Here is a 15,413-nt window from a genome sequence, read left to right on the forward strand (position 1 = left end):
TCGTTACCGCTTGAGCAACAGCATGAAGAACACCCCGCCCAGCGCTGCGGTAGCAATGCCGATCGGCAGGTCTTGCGGTGCGATGAGGGTGCGGGCGGCCACATCCACCCAGACCAGAAACACCCCACCCAGCAGCGCACTGACTGGCATCAACCGCCGATTGTCCGCCCCCACCAGCAGGCGCGCTACATGGGGCACCATAAGGCCCACGAAACCGATGGCGCCCGACAGCGAAACCAGCACCCCGGTCAACAAAGAGGTGCAGATGAACACCTCAAGCCGCAGGCGCCGGCCACAGAAGCCCAAGCTGATCGCGGTCTGCTCGCCACTCATCAATGCATTCAGGCCGCGCCCCATCACTTGGAGCGCGCACAGTCCAAACAGCACGCACAGTGCCGGCAACCAGATGACCTCCCAGCGGGCAGCCCCCAGCCCACCCAGCATCCAGAACACCACCGAAGCCGCCGCGTGCTGGTCACCGGTATAGAGCAGCAGGTTGACCACGGCCATCAGCACGAAGGACACCGCCACCCCCGCCAACAGCAAGCGATCGCTTTCCAGGCGTCCGCCGCGGCGCGCCACGCCGATCACCAGCAGCATGCTCCCTGTCGCCCCCACGAACGCAGCCAGCGGCAGGCTGAGCACACCGACGAAGTCCCCGACGTAAAGCATCACCAGCACTGCGCCCAGCGCAGCGCCGGCGCTGACACCCAGCAAATGTGGGTCTGCCAGTGGGTTTCGGGTCACGGACTGCAGGGCCGTACCCACCAGGGCAAGCCCTGCCCCGACCAATGCGCCCAACAGTACACGCGGGGCACGGATGAGCCAGATGATGTGCGTCTGGCTCTTGCTGAGCGCAGGCCCCCAGTCGATGCCCATCTGTTGCGCGACGATCCCGATGACGTGGGTCAAGGGCACCGATGCCGGGCCAAATGCCAGCGACACGACCAAAGACGCCACCAACAGGATGACCAGCACCACGGTCAGCCAGCCATAACACGCCGGGCTGCGCGCCAAGGTCATGGTGCCCCCGCTGCGAACAGCTCGGGATGCAAGGCGCGGGCGATTTTTTCCACGGCTTCGACGTTCTCCACCGAGGGGGTGACCTGCAGGTAGGTCAGTGGCACGAAGCGCTGCTCGCGGATGGCCCGTACGTCTTTCAACGCAGGCTGGTGCAACAGAAAATCACGTTTCTGCTGCCAGGTCCTGGGTCCGTAGTCGACGATCAGGATCACGTCAGGGTCGCGCTCTACCACGCTTTCCCAATTCACCTGGGTCCAGCTGGCGGCCACGTCGTCCATCACGTTCACACCACCGGCTGCGTCGATCAGTGCCTGCGGCATGCCCAGGCGCCCCGATGTCAGCGGGCGATCTTCGCCGCTGTCGTACAAGAAGACCCGTGGTCGGTGTTGCGCCTGCCCTGCCCGCGCTTGCACCCCGGCGATCCGCTGGCGCATCTGCCCGATCAGCGCTTGGGCCTGGCGCTGGTGATCGAACATGCGCCCCAGGTTATCCAGGTCGCGATAGACATCATCGAAGCTCGCACGTTGGCCGGACATGACCCAAGCGCAGGACTCGCTCAACTCGTAGACCGGCACTCCAAAGGGCGCAAGCGTCGCGGGGGTCACCGCCCCTCCCACGTGCATGCCATAGTTCCAGCCGGCGAAGAACAGGTCGGCATCGACCGCCAGCAGCGTTTCAATGGAAGGATAACGGCTTGCCAGTTGTGGCACGCCCTCCAGCGCAGCGTCGATCCATGGGTCACGGTGTTTACTGCGGGTGAACCCTGTGTAGCCGATGATGCTTTCTCGCAGCCCCAGGTGCAGCAGCATGGCGGTCATGTTCACATCGTGCACCACCACCCGTTTGGGGGCCTTGCTGAACGTCACCAGGCGCTCGCAACTGCGCACGTTCAGCGGGTACTCGCTGGCCGTGGCAGGCAGCGCCAGTAGCAGCGTTATCAGGGCGATCAGAAAGCGAGCGTTCATGGTCGGGTTATCCAGGTAATGCGTGGGTAAGGGTGCAGCGGATGAAGGTCGACCAGCGCCTGGACACCAAACACCTCCTGGATCAGTTCGCGGGTCAGCACCTGCTGGGGCGTGCCGCTGACAAGGATGCGGCCAGCGTCGATGACGTACAGCCGGTCACAGAATGCCGCAGCCAGGTTGAGGTCGTGGAAGCTGGCCAGGGTGCTCAGCCCCAGGCTGCGCAAATGCTGCAGAAGCCCAAGTTGGTAACGCGGGTCGAGGTGGTTGGTCGGCTCGTCGAGAATCAGCAGCTCAGGGGCCTGCACCAGTGCCCGGGCCAGCAGCACGCGCTGCTTCTCGCCTCCGGATAGCGAAGCGAACGTACGCTCGGCATGGCCTGCCAGCCCAACCAGCACAAGCGTATGAGCGACCCGTTGCCGGTCCTCGGGCGTGTCGCCATCAAACAGGGCTTTGTGCGGCGTGCGCCCCATGCTCACCACTTCGGCAACGCTCAATCCGAATTCGCCAGGAAACTCCTGGAGCACCACCGCGATACGCTGCGCACACCAGCGCGGGCTGCGTTGCCAGATATCGACACCGCTCACGCTGACCCTGCCTGCAGTGGGTTGCGTGGCGCGATAGGCGCAACGTAGCAGGCTGGTCTTGCCACTGCCGTTGGGGCCGACAAGCCCTACGCACTCACCGTCGTCCACATGCAGGTCCACGCCTTGCAGGATCTGGCGCACCCTGCGCCCCGCCTCGGGCACTGCCCAGTGCAGGCCTTCGATACTCAGTCGAGTCATCGGATTCACTCCAGCAAGCACCGGCCCGAAGGCCGGTGGGACGGATCAGAAACGGTAATCGGCCGTGACGAAGAAAGACCGTGGTTCACCCAGGTACCACTGCCGGCCGTTATTTTCGGTGGTGGTGGCGTACTGACGATCGAACAGGTTGTTGAGCTGCAGGCCCAAGGTCAGGTCCGGCTTCACGTGCCAGTCAACGTTGGCGTCGACCACGGTGTAGCTCGGTACCTGCACGGTATTGGCATTGTCCCCATAGCGGCTGTCGACATACCGCGCTCCAGCCCCGGCACTGAACAACCGACCAAAGTCTTTGCTCAACCACAGGTTGGCCGACCGCCGTGGCACATCGATCGGCCGGTTGCCGCTGTAGTCGCTGTTGCCACTGGCAAATTCGTCGTACTCGGCGCGGACCCAGGCGGCGTTGGCCGAAAGCTGCACACCGTAGGGCAGGCGCAACGCCAGGGTGGCCTCGATGCCGTCCGAAGATTGCTGGCCGACCTGTTGCTGGACGGTGGGGTTGAGTGGATCGGTACTCAGGAGTTTCTTCTTGACGATGTGGTACGCCGCCAGTGTCCACTCGCCACGGCCTTCAGGCAGCATCTGCTTGACACCGACTTCGGTCTGTTTGGCGGTACTCAGGTCCCAGCTTTGTTGCGCTGCACTGAGCGTCAGCAAGTTGCTCACGCCTTCGGTGCTGGTGGCGTACTGACCATAGAGCGAGAGGTCCTCGGTCAGCGCGAACACCAGGCCCGCCCGCCAGTTGTCGCCACTCAGACTGCGATCGGTGCGGGTATCGGTGTCCAGATCGTCACGGTTCAGGTGCACCTGATCATGCCGCACACCGGTGATCAACGACAGGCGCTGGGTCAGTTGCGTGCGGTTTTCGGCGAACAGGGAGAATTGCCGGGCCTGGTTCGCTTCGCGCGAGCGGTAGGGGTCGGTGCTGATGTAATCGCCGCCGCCCGAGCCCCATAGCGGCACGGTATCTGTGTAGGTGTTGCCAAAATCATGCTTGCGCACGAAGCGGATCGCGTTGTAGTCCGCGCCAACCACGGTCTGGCTGTCCAGGCCGAACAGGGTGTGCTGCAGGGTGAACGATTGGCGATCCCCAATCTGTTCCTGGGTCTGCTTGATGCTGATGAAATTGCTGCGCTGCACCTGGTCGCCCGGCAGCCAAGTGTAGCTTTCGGCATTTCGCCACCGGCGCTGGGCCTTGAGGAAATACAGCTGGTTATTGGCGGTGAGGTTGTCGGTGATCACCCAGTCCGTGACCAATCGAGTGGACTGATCGTTGTAATGCACCTCGGCGTCGGCCACGTTGTAGTTGTGGTCACGAAGCGATTCACGGTAATGCCCATTGACCAGCGGCGTACCGAAATACTGTTGCGGGTCCTGGTCACCGTAGTCATGGCTGAGGGTGACGCTGAAATCGTCGTTCGGCTGCCAGCGCAATGAACCGCTGACAGCAACGCTGGCTGACTCACCACGGTCGACCCAGCCATTGCTGTGCAACTTGTTGAGGTTCAGGCGATAACTCAGGGTATCGGTCAACGAACCGCCGCTGTCCAATGCCAACTGCCGACGATCATTGGAACCGTAGCCCAGGCGAACCTGGTTGCGAACCTCGCCTTCGAAGGGCTTTTTCGGCACCACGTTGATCACCGCACCGGTGGCGCCCTCTCCGTACAACACCGAAGCCGGGCCGCGCAGCACGTCGATGCGTTCTACTGACCAGGTGTCCACGGGAAACGTGACGGTGCCGGCGCCCACATACAGGCGGGTGCCGTCATACAGCTGCATGGTCGAACTGTGCCCAGTGAAGCCACGGGCCGAAAGCGCAGTGCCGCCGTTGCCAGGCGTGCCGACGAAAGTGATGCCGGGGGTGCGGGTCACCGCGTCCTGCACCGTGGCGTTGTTGCGCCCGAGAATTTGCTCGGCGCCGATGCGGGTGACGCTGGCTGGCGTTTCCAAGGGCGTGAGGTTCAGGCGCGAACCGCTGGTGCCAGGAGTGTGCAGGTCCACGGGAGGGTTCTGCTCGGCAGTGCCGGTGATGGCTGTGGCGGGCAATGCCAGCGCATGGACATCTTCGGCTGCCTGAATCGGGACGGCCATGCACACACAGGGCACCAGGCTCGCACCTAGCAACGCCCCTTGAGGGGTAAGAAAAACACAATAGCGGGACATATCTTTCCACTTGCAGCAGGAATGAAAGAATCCCGGAGGGAACAACGCATGGGGAACGCGCAGGCGCACGCGCCCACGGAAACCGGCCTGCGCCCGCCCACCGCGGGTTTGCCAAACAAGGCTTCAGGCCGGTCTCCGGGCTCGCGAGGGTCATGATGCCGTCACCTTCCCATGCCGGCGGCACAGTGGTCTGTCGAAAGCATCGCTCGCATACCGTTGCGGGGGCAGCGCCGGACTGATCACCCTGGGGTGACGAACCGGCTTCCCGTTTCACCCCATGCACGGCGGCAGAGGGCACCTGAAACAGGCGCGCAGATGACCATCAAAATCGTTCCGGGTCAACATCTCGTGCCAATGGTCGTCAGTGATTAACCGCCGCCAGGCATCGACGAACGACATTGCGATGATTCATGCCGCCTGCTTGGCGGGCTTCAACCGAGCTTGCGAAAGCGTGTTCAGGTGGGCGCAGCGCTGGGTTGCAGAGCGATTGATAGTTGCCCTGAACAGGGCCGATGCCGGGGGGCTTGGGCTACTGGAAATCCTCGAAAATCGCACCAAAACCAAGCGCACACGCAAAGTTTTATTGAACGATCGGGCCTTGTACGCCCTCGAAAAACCCAGACCGCTCACCGAGGCGCGTTCAGATGATGTGTTCGCGCCCAGTGGGACAGACGACCGCTCGGCGCTGTTCAGACGCCCCGAAGCGAGTCAAAAACGTTACTGGCTGGCAGCTTCGCGGATGCTTGGTATCAGGCCCCGCAGGATGCACGACACGCGCCACACGTACGCAACCATGTGCCTGGTGGCCGGCATGAACCCGGCATTCATCGCCGCGCAACTCGGGCACAGCGTGCAGGTGCTGCTCTCCATGCGCCAGGTGGATCAACGCCCCAACGACTGGGCGCAGTTTGATCAGCCTAAGCATGCGGGAAGCAGTACAAATGCGGTACGCGCGAAAAGCCAGTGACGCCATGAGTGCCGAAACTCAAAGGGTTTACGTTACATGTGCGGACTAGCTGGAGAATTGCGTTTCACCCCCCTCGGTCAAGCCCCTCGCCCAGCCGACCTGGCTGCCGTTGAGCGAATCACTCATCACCTGGCGCCACGTGGCCCGGATGCGTGGGGCTTTTACAGCCAGGGGCCAATCGCCCTCGGCCACCGTCGCCTGAAAATCATGGACCTGTCCGACGGCTCGGCCCAACCCATGCAGGACAGCACCCTAGGCCTGTCACTGGCCTTCAACGGCGCCATCTACAACTTCCCCGAATTGCGCCAGGAGCTGCTGGACCTGGGCTATAGCTTCTGGTCCGACGGCGACACGGAGGTGCTGCTCAAGGGGTACCACGCCTGGGGCGAGGCCCTGCTGCCCAAGCTCAACGGCATGTTCGCCCTGGCTATCTGGGAGCGCGACAGCCAGCGCCTGTTCCTGGCCCGTGACCGCCTGGGCGTAAAGCCCCTGTACCTCTCGCGCAACGGCGAGCGCCTGCGCTTTGCATCGACCTTGCCGGCGCTGCTCAAAGGGGGCGACATCGACCCGATGCTCGACCCGGTGGCGCTGAACCACTACCTAAATTTCCATGCCGTGGTCCCGGCGCCGCGCACGCTGCTGGCCAACGTGCAAAAGCTCGAACCCGGCACCTGGATGCGCATCGACCGCCACGGCGAAGTCGAGCGCAGCACTTGGTGGCAACTCCAGTACGGCCCTAACCCGGATGAGCGTGACCTGACCCTGGAGGATTGGACCACACGGGTCCTTGACGCCACCCGCGATGCGGTTGCCATTCGCCAGCGCGCTGCGGTCGACGTGGGCGTGCTGCTCTCCGGCGGTGTCGATTCCAGCCTGCTGGTCGGCCTGCTGCGCGAAGTGGGCGTGGATGACCTGTCGACCTTCTCCATCGGTTTCGAGGACGCAGGCGGCGAGCGCGGCGATGAATTCCAGTACTCGGACCTGATCGCCAAGCACTACGGTACCCGCCACCATCAACTGCGCATTGCCGAGCACGAGATCATCGATCAGTTGCCTGCGGCGTTCCGCGCCATGAGCGAGCCGATGGTCAGCCATGACTGCATCGCCTTCTACCTGCTGTCGCGCGAAGTGGCCAAGCACTGCAAGGGCGTGCAGAGCGGCCAGGGCGCCGACGAGCTGTTTGCCGGCTACCACTGGTACCCGCAGGTCGATGGCGCCAACGATGCATTCGCGGCGTACCGCGAAGCGTTCTTCGACCGCAGCCATGCCGAATACCGTGACACCGTGCAGCCGGCCTGGCAGCTGGAGAACGATGCTGCTGGCGACTTCGTCCGTGAACACTTCGCCCGCCCTGGCGCCGACGCGGCCGTAGACAAGGCTTTGCGTCTGGACAGCACGGTGATGCTGGTGGACGACCCGGTCAAGCGTGTGGACAACATGACCATGGCCTGGGGCCTGGAGGCCCGTACGCCGTTTCTGGACTACCGCTTGGCAGAACTGTCGGCTCGCATTCCGGCACGCTTCAAGCTGCCCGACGGCGGCAAGCAGGTGCTCAAGGAGGCGGCGCGCCGGGTGATTCCGCATGAAGTCATCGACCGCAAGAAGGGTTACTTCCCGGTGCCTGGCCTCAAGCACCTCGAAGGCGCCACCCTGGGTTGGGTACGCGACCTGCTGACCGACCCGAGCCAGGACCGCGGCCTGTTCAATCCGGCCATGATCGACCGCCTGCTAAGCAACCCGCACGGCCAGCTCACCCCCCTGCGCGGTTCCAAACTGTGGCAGTTGGCGGCGCTGAACCTGTGGCTGACCGAACAAGGACTCTGAACCCATGAAAGCCCACGAAACGGCCTATGGCCAGCGCCTGCTGCGCGGCCAGGCGCCCTCTTACGAGCGCCTGCAGGCACGCCTTGCGGGCGATGGCAGCGAGCCCCACGACCAGCCACGTGCCCTGCACTGTGGCTGGGGACGGCTACTGATCGGGCATACCTATGCCGACCCGGCCAAACTGGCCGAAGACCTGTTGGGCGAATGCCGCGGCGAACGCGACATTGCCCTTTACGTGGCGGCGCCCCAGCAGGTGCTGGCCCACGCGCCGCAGCAACTGTTCCTGGACCCCTCGGACACCCTGCGCCTGTGGTTTACCGACTATCGCCCGGCACAACGGGTATTTCGCGGCTTTCGCGTGCGTCGGGCGCAAAACCCCAGTGACTGGCAAGCCATCAACACGCTCTACCAGGCACGCGGCATGCTGCCCGTGGACCCTGAGCTGCTCACCCCGCGGCACCTGGGCGGACCGGTGTACTGGCTGGCCGAGGACGAAGACAGTGGCGCGATCATCGGCAGTGTCATGGGCTTGAACCATGCCAAGGCCTTCGACGACCCGGAACACGGCAGCAGCCTGTGGTGCCTGGCCGTAGACCCGCACTGCACCCGTCCTGGGGTGGGTGAAGTGCTGGTGCGCCACCTGATCGAGCACTTCATGAGCCGCGGCCTGGCCTACCTGGACCTGTCGGTGTTGCACGACAACCGCCAGGCCAAGCGCCTGTACGAAAAACTGGGCTTTCGCAACCTGCCCACGTTCGCCGTCAAGCGCAAGAACGTCATCAACGAGCGCCTGTTCCTGGGCCCTGGCCCACAGGCTGACCTCAACCCCTATGCGCGCATCATTGTCGATGAGGCCCTGCGCCGGGGTATCGAGGTGCAGGTGTGCGACGCCGCTGCCGGTCTGTTCACCCTGAGCCTGGGCGGTCGCCGCGTACGCTGCCGGGAGTCGCTCAGCGACCTGACCAGCGCCGTGACCATGACCTTGTGCCAGGACAAGCGCCTGACCCAACACGCCCTGCACAATGCAGGTCTGCTGGTGCCGGCGCAGCAACTGGCCGGTAACGCCGATGACAACCTGGCGTTCCTCGAGGACCACGGCGCGGTCGTGGTCAAACCCGTGGATGGCGAACAGGGCCAAGGCGTAGCGGTCAACCTCACGACCATCGAAGACGTCACGCGTGCGGTCGAACACGCTCGACAGTTCGACAGCCGCGTGCTGTTGGAAAGCTTCCATGCCGGGCACGACTTGCGCATCGTGGTCATCGGCTATGAAGTGGTCGCGGCCGCGATTCGCCACCCGGCGCAGGTGATGGGCGATGGTACGCACAGCATCCGCGCGCTGATCGATGCACAAAGCCGGCGGCGCCAGGCGGCCACTGGCGGCGAAAGCAAGATCCCGTTGGACGATGAGACCGAGCGCACGCTGGCCGCAGCCGGTTTTGGGTATGAGGATGTGTTGCCCGCGGGCCGCCAGCTGGCCGTGCGGCGCACCGCTAATCTGCACACCGGCGGCACGCTCGAAGATGTCACGGCACGCCTTCACCCTACCCTCGCCGATGCGGCCATCCGTGCAGCGCGGGCACTGGAGATACCCGTGGTGGGCCTCGATTTCATGGTCAAGGATGCCAGCGAACCCGACTACGTCATCATCGAGGCCAACGAGCGTGCAGGCCTGGCCAACCACGAGCCGCAACCGACGGCAGAACGCTTCATCGACCTGCTGTTCCCCCATAGCAGGCCGCTGGCCTGATACACCCATGCTTCGCTCGGACGGGAGCCCGGCGCCGGCGCCGGCGCCGCTCCCGCTCGACCGTGACGACCGGATCATCCAACGCTTTTTCAACCGACCGGAGGCCTGGACATGTCTGAACGACATCCCGAACCCGATCTCGAGTACCTCAAGCGCGTCTTGCTGGAAATGCTCGCCATCCCCAGCCCTACAGGCTTCACCGACACCATCGTGCGCTACGTGGCCGAGCGCCTGGACGAGCTGGGCATTCCCTACGAACTGACCCGACGCGGCACCATTCGCGCCACCCTCAAAGGGCGTCAAAGCTCCCCGGACCGCGCCGTCTCCGCGCACCTGGACACCATCGGCGCCAGCGTGCGCCAGGTGCAGGACAACGGTCGCCTGGCCCTGGCGCCTGTGGGCTGCTGGTCCAGCCGCTTCGCCGAAGGCAGCCGCGTCAGCGTGTTCACCGATGCAGGCGTATTTCGTGGCAGCGTACTGCCACTGATGGCCAGCGGGCATGCCTTCAATACCGCCATCGACCAGATGCCCATCAGTTGGGATCATGTGGAAGTGCGCCTGGATGCCTACTGTGCCACCCGTGCCGATTGCGAGGCGCTGGGCATAGGGATCGGCGACTTCGTGGCCTTCGACCCGCTGCCCGAGTTCACCGACAGCGGGCATATCAGCGCCCGCCACCTGGACGACAAGGCCGGGGTCGCTGCCTTGTTGGCCGCCTTGAAAGCCGTGGTGGAAAGTGGCCGCCAGCCGCTGATCGATTGCCACCCGCTGTTCACCATCACCGAAGAAACCGGCTCGGGAGCCGCCGGCGCCCTGCCCTGGGATGTCAGCGAGTTCGTCGGGATCGACATCGCCCCGGTCGCGCCCGGCCAGGCCTCCAGTGAGCACGCCGTCAGCGTGGCCATGCAGGATTCGTCCGGGCCGTACGACTACCACTTGTCTCGACACCTGCTCAAGCTCGCAGGCGAACAGGAATTGCCGGTACGCCGCGACCTGTTCCGCTACTACTTCAGTGATGCCCATTCGGCGGTGACCGCGGGCCATGACATCCGCACGGCGCTGGTCGCCTTCGGCTGCGATGCCACCCACGGCTATGAGCGCACGCACATCGACAGCCTGGCCGCGTTGAGCCAATTGTTGTCGGCCTACCTGTTGAGCCCGCCCGTGTTTGCCAGCGACTCGCAGCCAGCCAATGCGTCACTTGAGCGCTTCAGTCATCAGCTCGAACACGATGCGCAGATGGAGAGCGACACGCGCGTGCCGGCGGTGGACAGCCTGGTCGGTCAGAAGACCTGACAGCAAGTGCGGGACCGCCTGGCGGGCGGTCCCTGCGCCATCGAAATCGCGTAGGATGCCTACAACTCATTCAGACACGTTACCCATGCTGATTCCCTACGAACACCTGCAAGCCGACACCCTCACCCGCCTGATCGAGGACTTCGTGACCCGCGACGGCACCGACAATGGTGATGACACGCCGTTGGAAACCCGTGTACTGAGGGTCCGCCAGGCGCTGGCCAAGGGGCAGGCGTTCATCCTGTTCGACCCTGAAAGCCAGCAGTGCCAGCTGCTGGCCAAGCACGACGTGCCTCGCGAACTGCTGGAGTAAGGCACATGCGGGACGACTTCCAGGCGGCCTTATGAAGCCTTGTGCGCCCGGCGCGCCCTGGTACATTGCGTTTCCTTGATGCGCCTGTAGACTTCGGCGCGGTGCACCGGCACCTCCCGGGGTGCATCGACACCGAAGCGCACCACCCCGTCCCGGGTCTCTACCACCATGATTCGGATGTCATCGCCGATCATGATGACCTCACCCACTTCGCGTCCTATTACCAACATGTTCCGGTTCTCCAGCGAAAGGGAAAACCGGAGCGTGCAGCTTCGCCATTTGGCTACTCAATACTTCCACCCTCATTCAGAAAGACCCGACACGGCTAGGAAACCTTTCTTACAGAGCCGCCCTACTGCTTAACGGGTTCGGGCCTTCGCACGCATCTTCACTGCCATGTCGGCCATTTCATCGTACAGCCGTTCAGGTGCCTGGCATTTCAACGCCCAGGCCTGGCGCCCCGCTTCGTGGGGCAGGATCAGAAACTGCCCGTCAGCCACCTGGTGGTAGATGCACTCGGCGATATCGCTGGCACTGATGGGCGAGCCTTCCAGCAACTTGCCAACCTGCGCTTTCATGGCCGGGTCCGGCCCACGGAACGAATCCAGCAGGTTGGTCTGGAAAAATGACGGGCAGACCACGTGCACACCCACCCCAAGTTGGCGCAGCTCCACCAGCAGGCTTTCCGAGAGCGCCAGCACTCCCGCCTTGGCGACGTTGTAATTGCTCATGCCTGGGCCCTGCATGAGCGCTGCCATGGAGGCGATGTTGACGATGCGCCCTTTGCTGCGCTCAAGCAGCGGCAGAAAAGCCTTGCAGCCCTTGACCACGCCCATGAGGTTTACCGAGATCTGCCAGTCCCAGTCTTCGAGCGACAACTCGGCGAAGAACCCGCCTGATGCCACCCCGGCGTTATTGACGATCACATCGATGCCGTCGAAGTGCTCCTCGCACGCCTGTGCCAGCGCGGTGAGCTGGCTGTAGTCGCGTACATCGCACCGTTGCACGAACCCGTCCCCGCCCGCGGCACGCACCATTTCAAGCGTCTGGCGTAGGCCAGCCTCGCTGATGTCGGCCAACGCCAGGCGCCAGCCTTCGCGCGCCCAACGCAGGGCAATTTCGCGGCCCAGCCCAGAGCCTGCGCCAGTGATCATGATGCGCTTATGCATGGCGACTGCCTTTTTTCAGAGGGTGTGGCCCCAGTCTAATCAAGCCGATGCCCAGGGCGGGTGCTTATCAGGCAAGTGAATGAGCGGCCATGAACCGCCCGCTGCGCACAAAGACGGGGCGATGGCCAACACGCCGATGGAATCTTTCACAAGCGGCGTCGGTCATTAATTACAAGAGGCCGGCAACCTGGGCCCTTGACCCTCAACCACGCAAGGACTCCTCCATGACCACGATTCTCATCATCATCCTGATCCTCCTGTTGATTGGCGGCTTGCCGGTGTTCCCGCACTCGCGCAGCTGGGGTTATGGCCCGTCCGGCATCGTCGGTGTGGTGCTGGTGATCTTGCTGGTGTTGTTGTTGCTCGGCATGATCTAGTGAAGCAAAAAAAACCGCGCCCAGGCGCGGTTTTTTCATGCCTGCGAATCAGTGCGATACCGCCCCTGAAGCGCCCAGGCCAGTCTGCGAGCGCACGAACTGCGGGAAGAACAGCGCCCGCTCGTTTTCGGCAGCCGTGGACTTGTCGGTGATCGAGAAGAACCAGATGCCCACGAAGGCGATCAGCATCGAGAACAAGGCTGGGTACTCGTAAGGGTAAATGGCTTTCTCGTGGCCAAGGATCTGCACCCAGATGGTCGGGCCGAGCACCATCAGCGTCACTGCACTGATCAGGCCTAGCCAGCCGCCAATCATGGCGCCACGGGTGGTCAGTTTCTTCCAGTACATCGAGAGCAGCAGTACGGGGAAGTTGCAGCTGGCCGCAATGGAGAAGGCCAGGCCCACCATGAAGGCGATGTTCTGCTTCTCGAACAGGATGCCCAGTCCGATGGCCAGGACGCCCAGCGCAACGGTGGTGATCTTCGAGACGCGGATTTCGTCCTTGTCGTTGGCCTTGCCCTTGCGCCACACGCTGGCGTACAGGTCATGGGACACCGCCGAGGCGCCCGCCAGGGTCAGGCCTGCCACGACCGCCAGGATGGTGGCGAAGGCCACGGCCGAGATGAAGCCCAGGAACACACTTCCGCCCACGGCATTGGCCAAGTGCACGGCGGCCATGTTGTTACCGCCCAGCAAGGCGCCGGCTGCGTCCTTGAAGTCCGGGTTGGTGCTGACCAACAGGATCGCGCCGAAGCCGATGATGAAGGTCAGGATGTAGAAGTAACCGATGAAACCGGTGGCGTAGAGCACGCTCTTGCGGGCTTCCTTAGCATCGCTGACGGTGAAGAAGCGCATCAGGATGTGTGGCAGACCAGCCGTACCGAACATCAGGGCCAGGCCCAGCGAGAAGGCCGAGATGGGGTCCTTGACCAGACCGCCGGGGCTCATGATGGCCTCGCCCTTGGCATGCACCTTGATGGCTTCGGAGAACAGGGTGTTGAAGTCAAAGCCTACGTGCTTCATCACCATCAGCGCCATGAAGCTTGCACCCGACAGCAACAGCACCGCCTTGATGATCTGTACCCAGGTAGTGGCCAGCATGCCGCCGAACAGCACGTACAGGCACATCAGGATACCGACCAGAATCACGGCCACGTGGTAGTCCAGGCCGAACAGCAGTTCGATCAACTTGCCTGCACCTACCATCTGTGCGATCAGGTAGAAGGCCACCACCACCAGCGACCCTGAGGCGGACAGGGTGCGGATCTGCTTTTGCCCCAGGCGATAGGAGGCGACGTCGGCGAAGGTGTATTTGCCCAGGTTACGCAGGCGCTCGGCGATCAGGAAAAGGATGATCGGCCAACCTACCAGGAAGCCAATGGAGTAGATCAAGCCATCGTAGCCGGAGGTGAACACCAAGGCGGAAATACCCAGGAACGAGGCTGCCGACATGTAGTCGCCGGCAATGGCCAGGCCGTTCTGGAACCCGGTGATGCGACCACCGGCAGCGTAGTAGTCCGAGGCGGACTTGTTGCGCTTGGAAGCCCAGTAGGTGATGCCCAGGGTGAAGGCCACGAAGGCCACGAACATGGCGATGGCAGAAACGTTCAGCGGTTGTTTCTGCACCTCGCCGGTCAGGGCATCGGCAGCCCACACGGCGGGTGCAAAGACGCCGCAGGCCAGAACGGCCAGTGTCTTGGCATGACGAATCATTGTTGCGCCTCCTTCAGGATGGCCTTGTTCAGCTCATCGAATTCGCCGTTGGCACGGCGCACATAGATGGCGGTCAGGACAAATGCCGAGATGATCAGCCCGACGCCCAGAGGAATGCCCCAGGTGATCGATGAATCAGGGCTGATCTTGGCGCCCAGTATCTGGGGGCCGTAGGCGATCAGAAGGATGAAAGCGCAATAGAGCCCGAGCATGATCGCCGAGAGTATCCAGGCGAACCGTTCGCGCTTGCTGACCAGCTCCTTGAAACGGGGGCTGTTTTGTATCGAGAGGTAAATGCTGTCGTTCATTGTTTTTGTCCTAGCAGCACAGAGAGGGAATGTAACCCACACCCTTACTTTATGCGGCTGTTGGACGGCAACCAGACGACCTTAGTCTTAGATGCAACGGTGTTTTACCGATTGCGTAACAACGCGGTCGACCAAGCCGGGTTTGGCAGGGTCTGCCAGTGAGCGCCATGGTGCTTGTAGGGGAGTCACTAAAGCGTTGGGTTCCAACTCCCCCGAAGGCAGGATCTGTGCCTAACCTCGTGTATAGAGAGCCCCCGGATCATTGCCCAGCACAGAGCGTACAGAGATGTCGATAAATCGGACTTCGCACTACATCTGCTCCAAGGTTGTAGGCGGCGAGGGTGTGGTGGTGGGTGGGTTATTAGTAATCTGCTACGTGGCTTATAGTGTGCCCATCGTTTGAATCGAACCACCTTGAATTTTCCATAACTGCAAATAAGCAATCTAGCAACTCAGAAGATCTTGTTAAGGCACTCTATGCCCCTGCTGTTGCTGTTGCTGTTGCTGTTGATCTTGATCTTGATCTTCGCGACTTCAGAAGGCCGAACGCAGGGCTTGCGGAGGGAGGTGACGGGCATGGATGCCCGTCAAGCGCTGGGCCCCAGGATGGGGCCTGCAGCGCGGTCCTCCCGGGAGCAAGACCGGAGTGAGGGAACCCCGAAGCGCAGCGTAGGGGCCGTATGAACGGAGCGCAGCGTTTTTTGGTTACTTTTTGTCGCGTTTGACAAAAAGTGACTCGCCG

The 15,413-nt window shown here is 62.9% G+C and carries 14 protein-coding genes and 1 riboswitch; of the genes, 6 read left to right on the top strand and 8 right to left on the bottom strand.

The window, feature by feature from the left end; all coding sequences use genetic code 11:
• Positions 1–3 precede the first annotated feature (3 nt).
• The 4 genes from ACF8E5_RS06055 to ACF8E5_RS06070 are packed head-to-tail and all read right to left on the bottom strand — an operon-like array spanning position 4 to position 4,954.
• The gene (locus ACF8E5_RS06055) at positions 4–1,023 is read right to left on the bottom strand and encodes an iron ABC transporter permease (RefSeq protein WP_196136258.1); all 1,020 of its coding nucleotides are present in this window, start codon (positions 1,021–1,023) and stop codon (positions 4–6) included.
• Complete coding sequence (locus ACF8E5_RS06060) at positions 1,020–1,988, bottom strand: ABC transporter substrate-binding protein (protein WP_392475029.1); 969 nt, start codon at positions 1,986–1,988, stop codon at positions 1,020–1,022. The genes ACF8E5_RS06055 and ACF8E5_RS06060 overlap by 4 nt, the downstream gene beginning before the upstream one ends.
• Positions 1,985–2,770 carry an ABC transporter ATP-binding protein gene (locus ACF8E5_RS06065; protein WP_078478923.1) on the bottom strand — a complete coding sequence of 262 codons (786 nt, stop codon included), beginning with the start codon at positions 2,768–2,770 and terminating at the stop codon, positions 1,985–1,987. Before ACF8E5_RS06065 ends, ACF8E5_RS06060 begins: the two co-directional genes overlap by 4 nt.
• Before the next feature lie 45 nt (positions 2,771–2,815).
• Positions 2,816–4,954, bottom strand: a complete 2,139-nt coding sequence (locus ACF8E5_RS06070) for a TonB-dependent receptor (protein ID WP_392475030.1) — start codon at positions 4,952–4,954, stop codon at positions 2,816–2,818.
• Positions 4,955–5,062: 108 nt separating this feature from the next.
• Positions 5,063–5,271, bottom strand: a riboswitch (cobalamin riboswitch).
• 86 nt (positions 5,272–5,357) lie between these two features.
• Between ACF8E5_RS06070 and ACF8E5_RS06075 the strand changes: the two genes are divergently transcribed.
• The 5 genes from ACF8E5_RS06075 to ACF8E5_RS06095 all read left to right on the top strand — a co-directional run bounded on the left by ACF8E5_RS06075 (position 5,358) and on the right by ACF8E5_RS06095 (position 11,104).
• Positions 5,358–5,921 carry a tyrosine-type recombinase/integrase gene (locus ACF8E5_RS06075; RefSeq protein ID WP_392475031.1) on the top strand — a complete coding sequence of 188 codons (564 nt, stop codon included), beginning with the start codon at positions 5,358–5,360 and terminating at the stop codon, positions 5,919–5,921.
• Between the two features lie 36 nt (positions 5,922–5,957).
• Positions 5,958–7,745, top strand: a complete 1,788-nt coding sequence (locus tag ACF8E5_RS06080; RefSeq protein WP_058605634.1) for an N-acetylglutaminylglutamine amidotransferase — start codon at positions 5,958–5,960, stop codon at positions 7,743–7,745.
• Between the two features lie 4 nt (positions 7,746–7,749).
• On the top strand, positions 7,750–9,495 hold the full coding sequence (ngg, locus tag ACF8E5_RS06085) for an N-acetylglutaminylglutamine synthetase (protein WP_196142910.1): 1,746 nt from the start codon (positions 7,750–7,752) through the stop codon (positions 9,493–9,495).
• 111 nt (positions 9,496–9,606) lie between these two features.
• On the top strand, positions 9,607–10,791 hold the full coding sequence (locus ACF8E5_RS06090; RefSeq protein WP_058605636.1) for an osmoprotectant NAGGN system M42 family peptidase: 1,185 nt from the start codon (positions 9,607–9,609) through the stop codon (positions 10,789–10,791).
• A gap of 85 nt (positions 10,792–10,876) precedes the next feature.
• On the top strand, positions 10,877–11,104 hold the full coding sequence (locus tag ACF8E5_RS06095; RefSeq protein ID WP_023533767.1) for a YheU family protein: 228 nt from the start codon (positions 10,877–10,879) through the stop codon (positions 11,102–11,104).
• A 29-nt stretch (positions 11,105–11,133) separates the two neighbouring features.
• Here ACF8E5_RS06095 and csrA read toward each other — a convergent pair whose 3' ends face one another.
• Both csrA and ACF8E5_RS06105 read right to left on the bottom strand, forming a co-directional pair.
• Positions 11,134–11,334: a carbon storage regulator CsrA gene (csrA, locus tag ACF8E5_RS06100; RefSeq protein WP_058637555.1), complete on the bottom strand. Its 201-nt coding sequence runs from the start codon at positions 11,332–11,334 to the stop codon at positions 11,134–11,136.
• A 129-nt stretch (positions 11,335–11,463) separates the two neighbouring features.
• Positions 11,464–12,273 (bottom strand): SDR family oxidoreductase, encoded by an 810-nt coding sequence (locus ACF8E5_RS06105; RefSeq protein WP_144964708.1) that lies wholly within the window; start codon positions 12,271–12,273, stop codon positions 11,464–11,466.
• A 224-nt stretch (positions 12,274–12,497) separates the two neighbouring features.
• On the opposite strand from ACF8E5_RS06105, the gene ACF8E5_RS06110 reads away from it, so the two are divergent.
• Positions 12,498–12,650 carry a DUF3309 family protein gene (locus tag ACF8E5_RS06110; RefSeq protein WP_012271016.1) on the top strand — a complete coding sequence of 51 codons (153 nt, stop codon included), beginning with the start codon at positions 12,498–12,500 and terminating at the stop codon, positions 12,648–12,650.
• 48 nt (positions 12,651–12,698) lie between these two features.
• Here ACF8E5_RS06110 and ACF8E5_RS06115 read toward each other — a convergent pair whose 3' ends face one another.
• Together ACF8E5_RS06115 and ACF8E5_RS06120 are read right to left on the bottom strand one after the other, a co-directional pair.
• Positions 12,699–14,363 carry a cation acetate symporter gene (locus ACF8E5_RS06115; protein WP_027915845.1) on the bottom strand — a complete coding sequence of 555 codons (1,665 nt, stop codon included), beginning with the start codon at positions 14,361–14,363 and terminating at the stop codon, positions 12,699–12,701.
• Positions 14,360–14,671: a DUF485 domain-containing protein gene (locus ACF8E5_RS06120; RefSeq protein WP_058605639.1), complete on the bottom strand. Its 312-nt coding sequence runs from the start codon at positions 14,669–14,671 to the stop codon at positions 14,360–14,362. Before ACF8E5_RS06120 ends, ACF8E5_RS06115 begins: the two co-directional genes overlap by 4 nt.
• Positions 14,672–15,413: the final 742 nt, after the last annotated feature.

Source organism: Pseudomonas sp. WSY_20, assembly GCF_043104335.1.
In the GTDB taxonomy this organism is placed as follows: Bacteria; Pseudomonadota; Gammaproteobacteria; order Pseudomonadales; family Pseudomonadaceae; genus Aquipseudomonas; species Aquipseudomonas parafulva_B.

Bases quoted from the DNA above. Each gene is read 5' to 3' on its own strand.
- ngg (WP_196142910.1), top strand. From the start codon at position 7,750: ATGAAAGCCCACGAAACGGCCTATGGCCAGCGCCTGCTGCGCGGCCAG.
- ACF8E5_RS06055 (WP_196136258.1), bottom strand. From the start codon at position 1,023: ATGACCTTGGCGCGCAGCCCGGCGTGTTATGGCTGGCTGACCGTGGTG.
- csrA (WP_058637555.1), bottom strand. From the start codon at position 11,334: ATGTTGGTAATAGGACGCGAAGTGGGTGAGGTCATCATGATCGGCGAT.
- ACF8E5_RS06090 (WP_058605636.1), top strand. From the start codon at position 9,607: ATGTCTGAACGACATCCCGAACCCGATCTCGAGTACCTCAAGCGCGTC.
- ACF8E5_RS06065 (WP_078478923.1), bottom strand. From the start codon at position 2,770: ATGACTCGACTGAGTATCGAAGGCCTGCACTGGGCAGTGCCCGAGGCG.
- ACF8E5_RS06075 (WP_392475031.1), top strand. From the start codon at position 5,358: ATGATTCATGCCGCCTGCTTGGCGGGCTTCAACCGAGCTTGCGAAAGC.
- ACF8E5_RS06095 (WP_023533767.1), top strand. From the start codon at position 10,877: ATGCTGATTCCCTACGAACACCTGCAAGCCGACACCCTCACCCGCCTG.
- ACF8E5_RS06080 (WP_058605634.1), top strand. From the start codon at position 5,958: ATGTGCGGACTAGCTGGAGAATTGCGTTTCACCCCCCTCGGTCAAGCC.
- ACF8E5_RS06110 (WP_012271016.1), top strand. From the start codon at position 12,498: ATGACCACGATTCTCATCATCATCCTGATCCTCCTGTTGATTGGCGGC.
- ACF8E5_RS06120 (WP_058605639.1), bottom strand. From the start codon at position 14,671: ATGAACGACAGCATTTACCTCTCGATACAAAACAGCCCCCGTTTCAAG.
- ACF8E5_RS06105 (WP_144964708.1), bottom strand. From the start codon at position 12,273: ATGCATAAGCGCATCATGATCACTGGCGCAGGCTCTGGGCTGGGCCGC.
- ACF8E5_RS06060 (WP_392475029.1), bottom strand. From the start codon at position 1,988: ATGAACGCTCGCTTTCTGATCGCCCTGATAACGCTGCTACTGGCGCTG.
- ACF8E5_RS06070 (WP_392475030.1), bottom strand. From the start codon at position 4,954: ATGTCCCGCTATTGTGTTTTTCTTACCCCTCAAGGGGCGTTGCTAGGT.
- ACF8E5_RS06115 (WP_027915845.1), bottom strand. From the start codon at position 14,363: ATGATTCGTCATGCCAAGACACTGGCCGTTCTGGCCTGCGGCGTCTTT.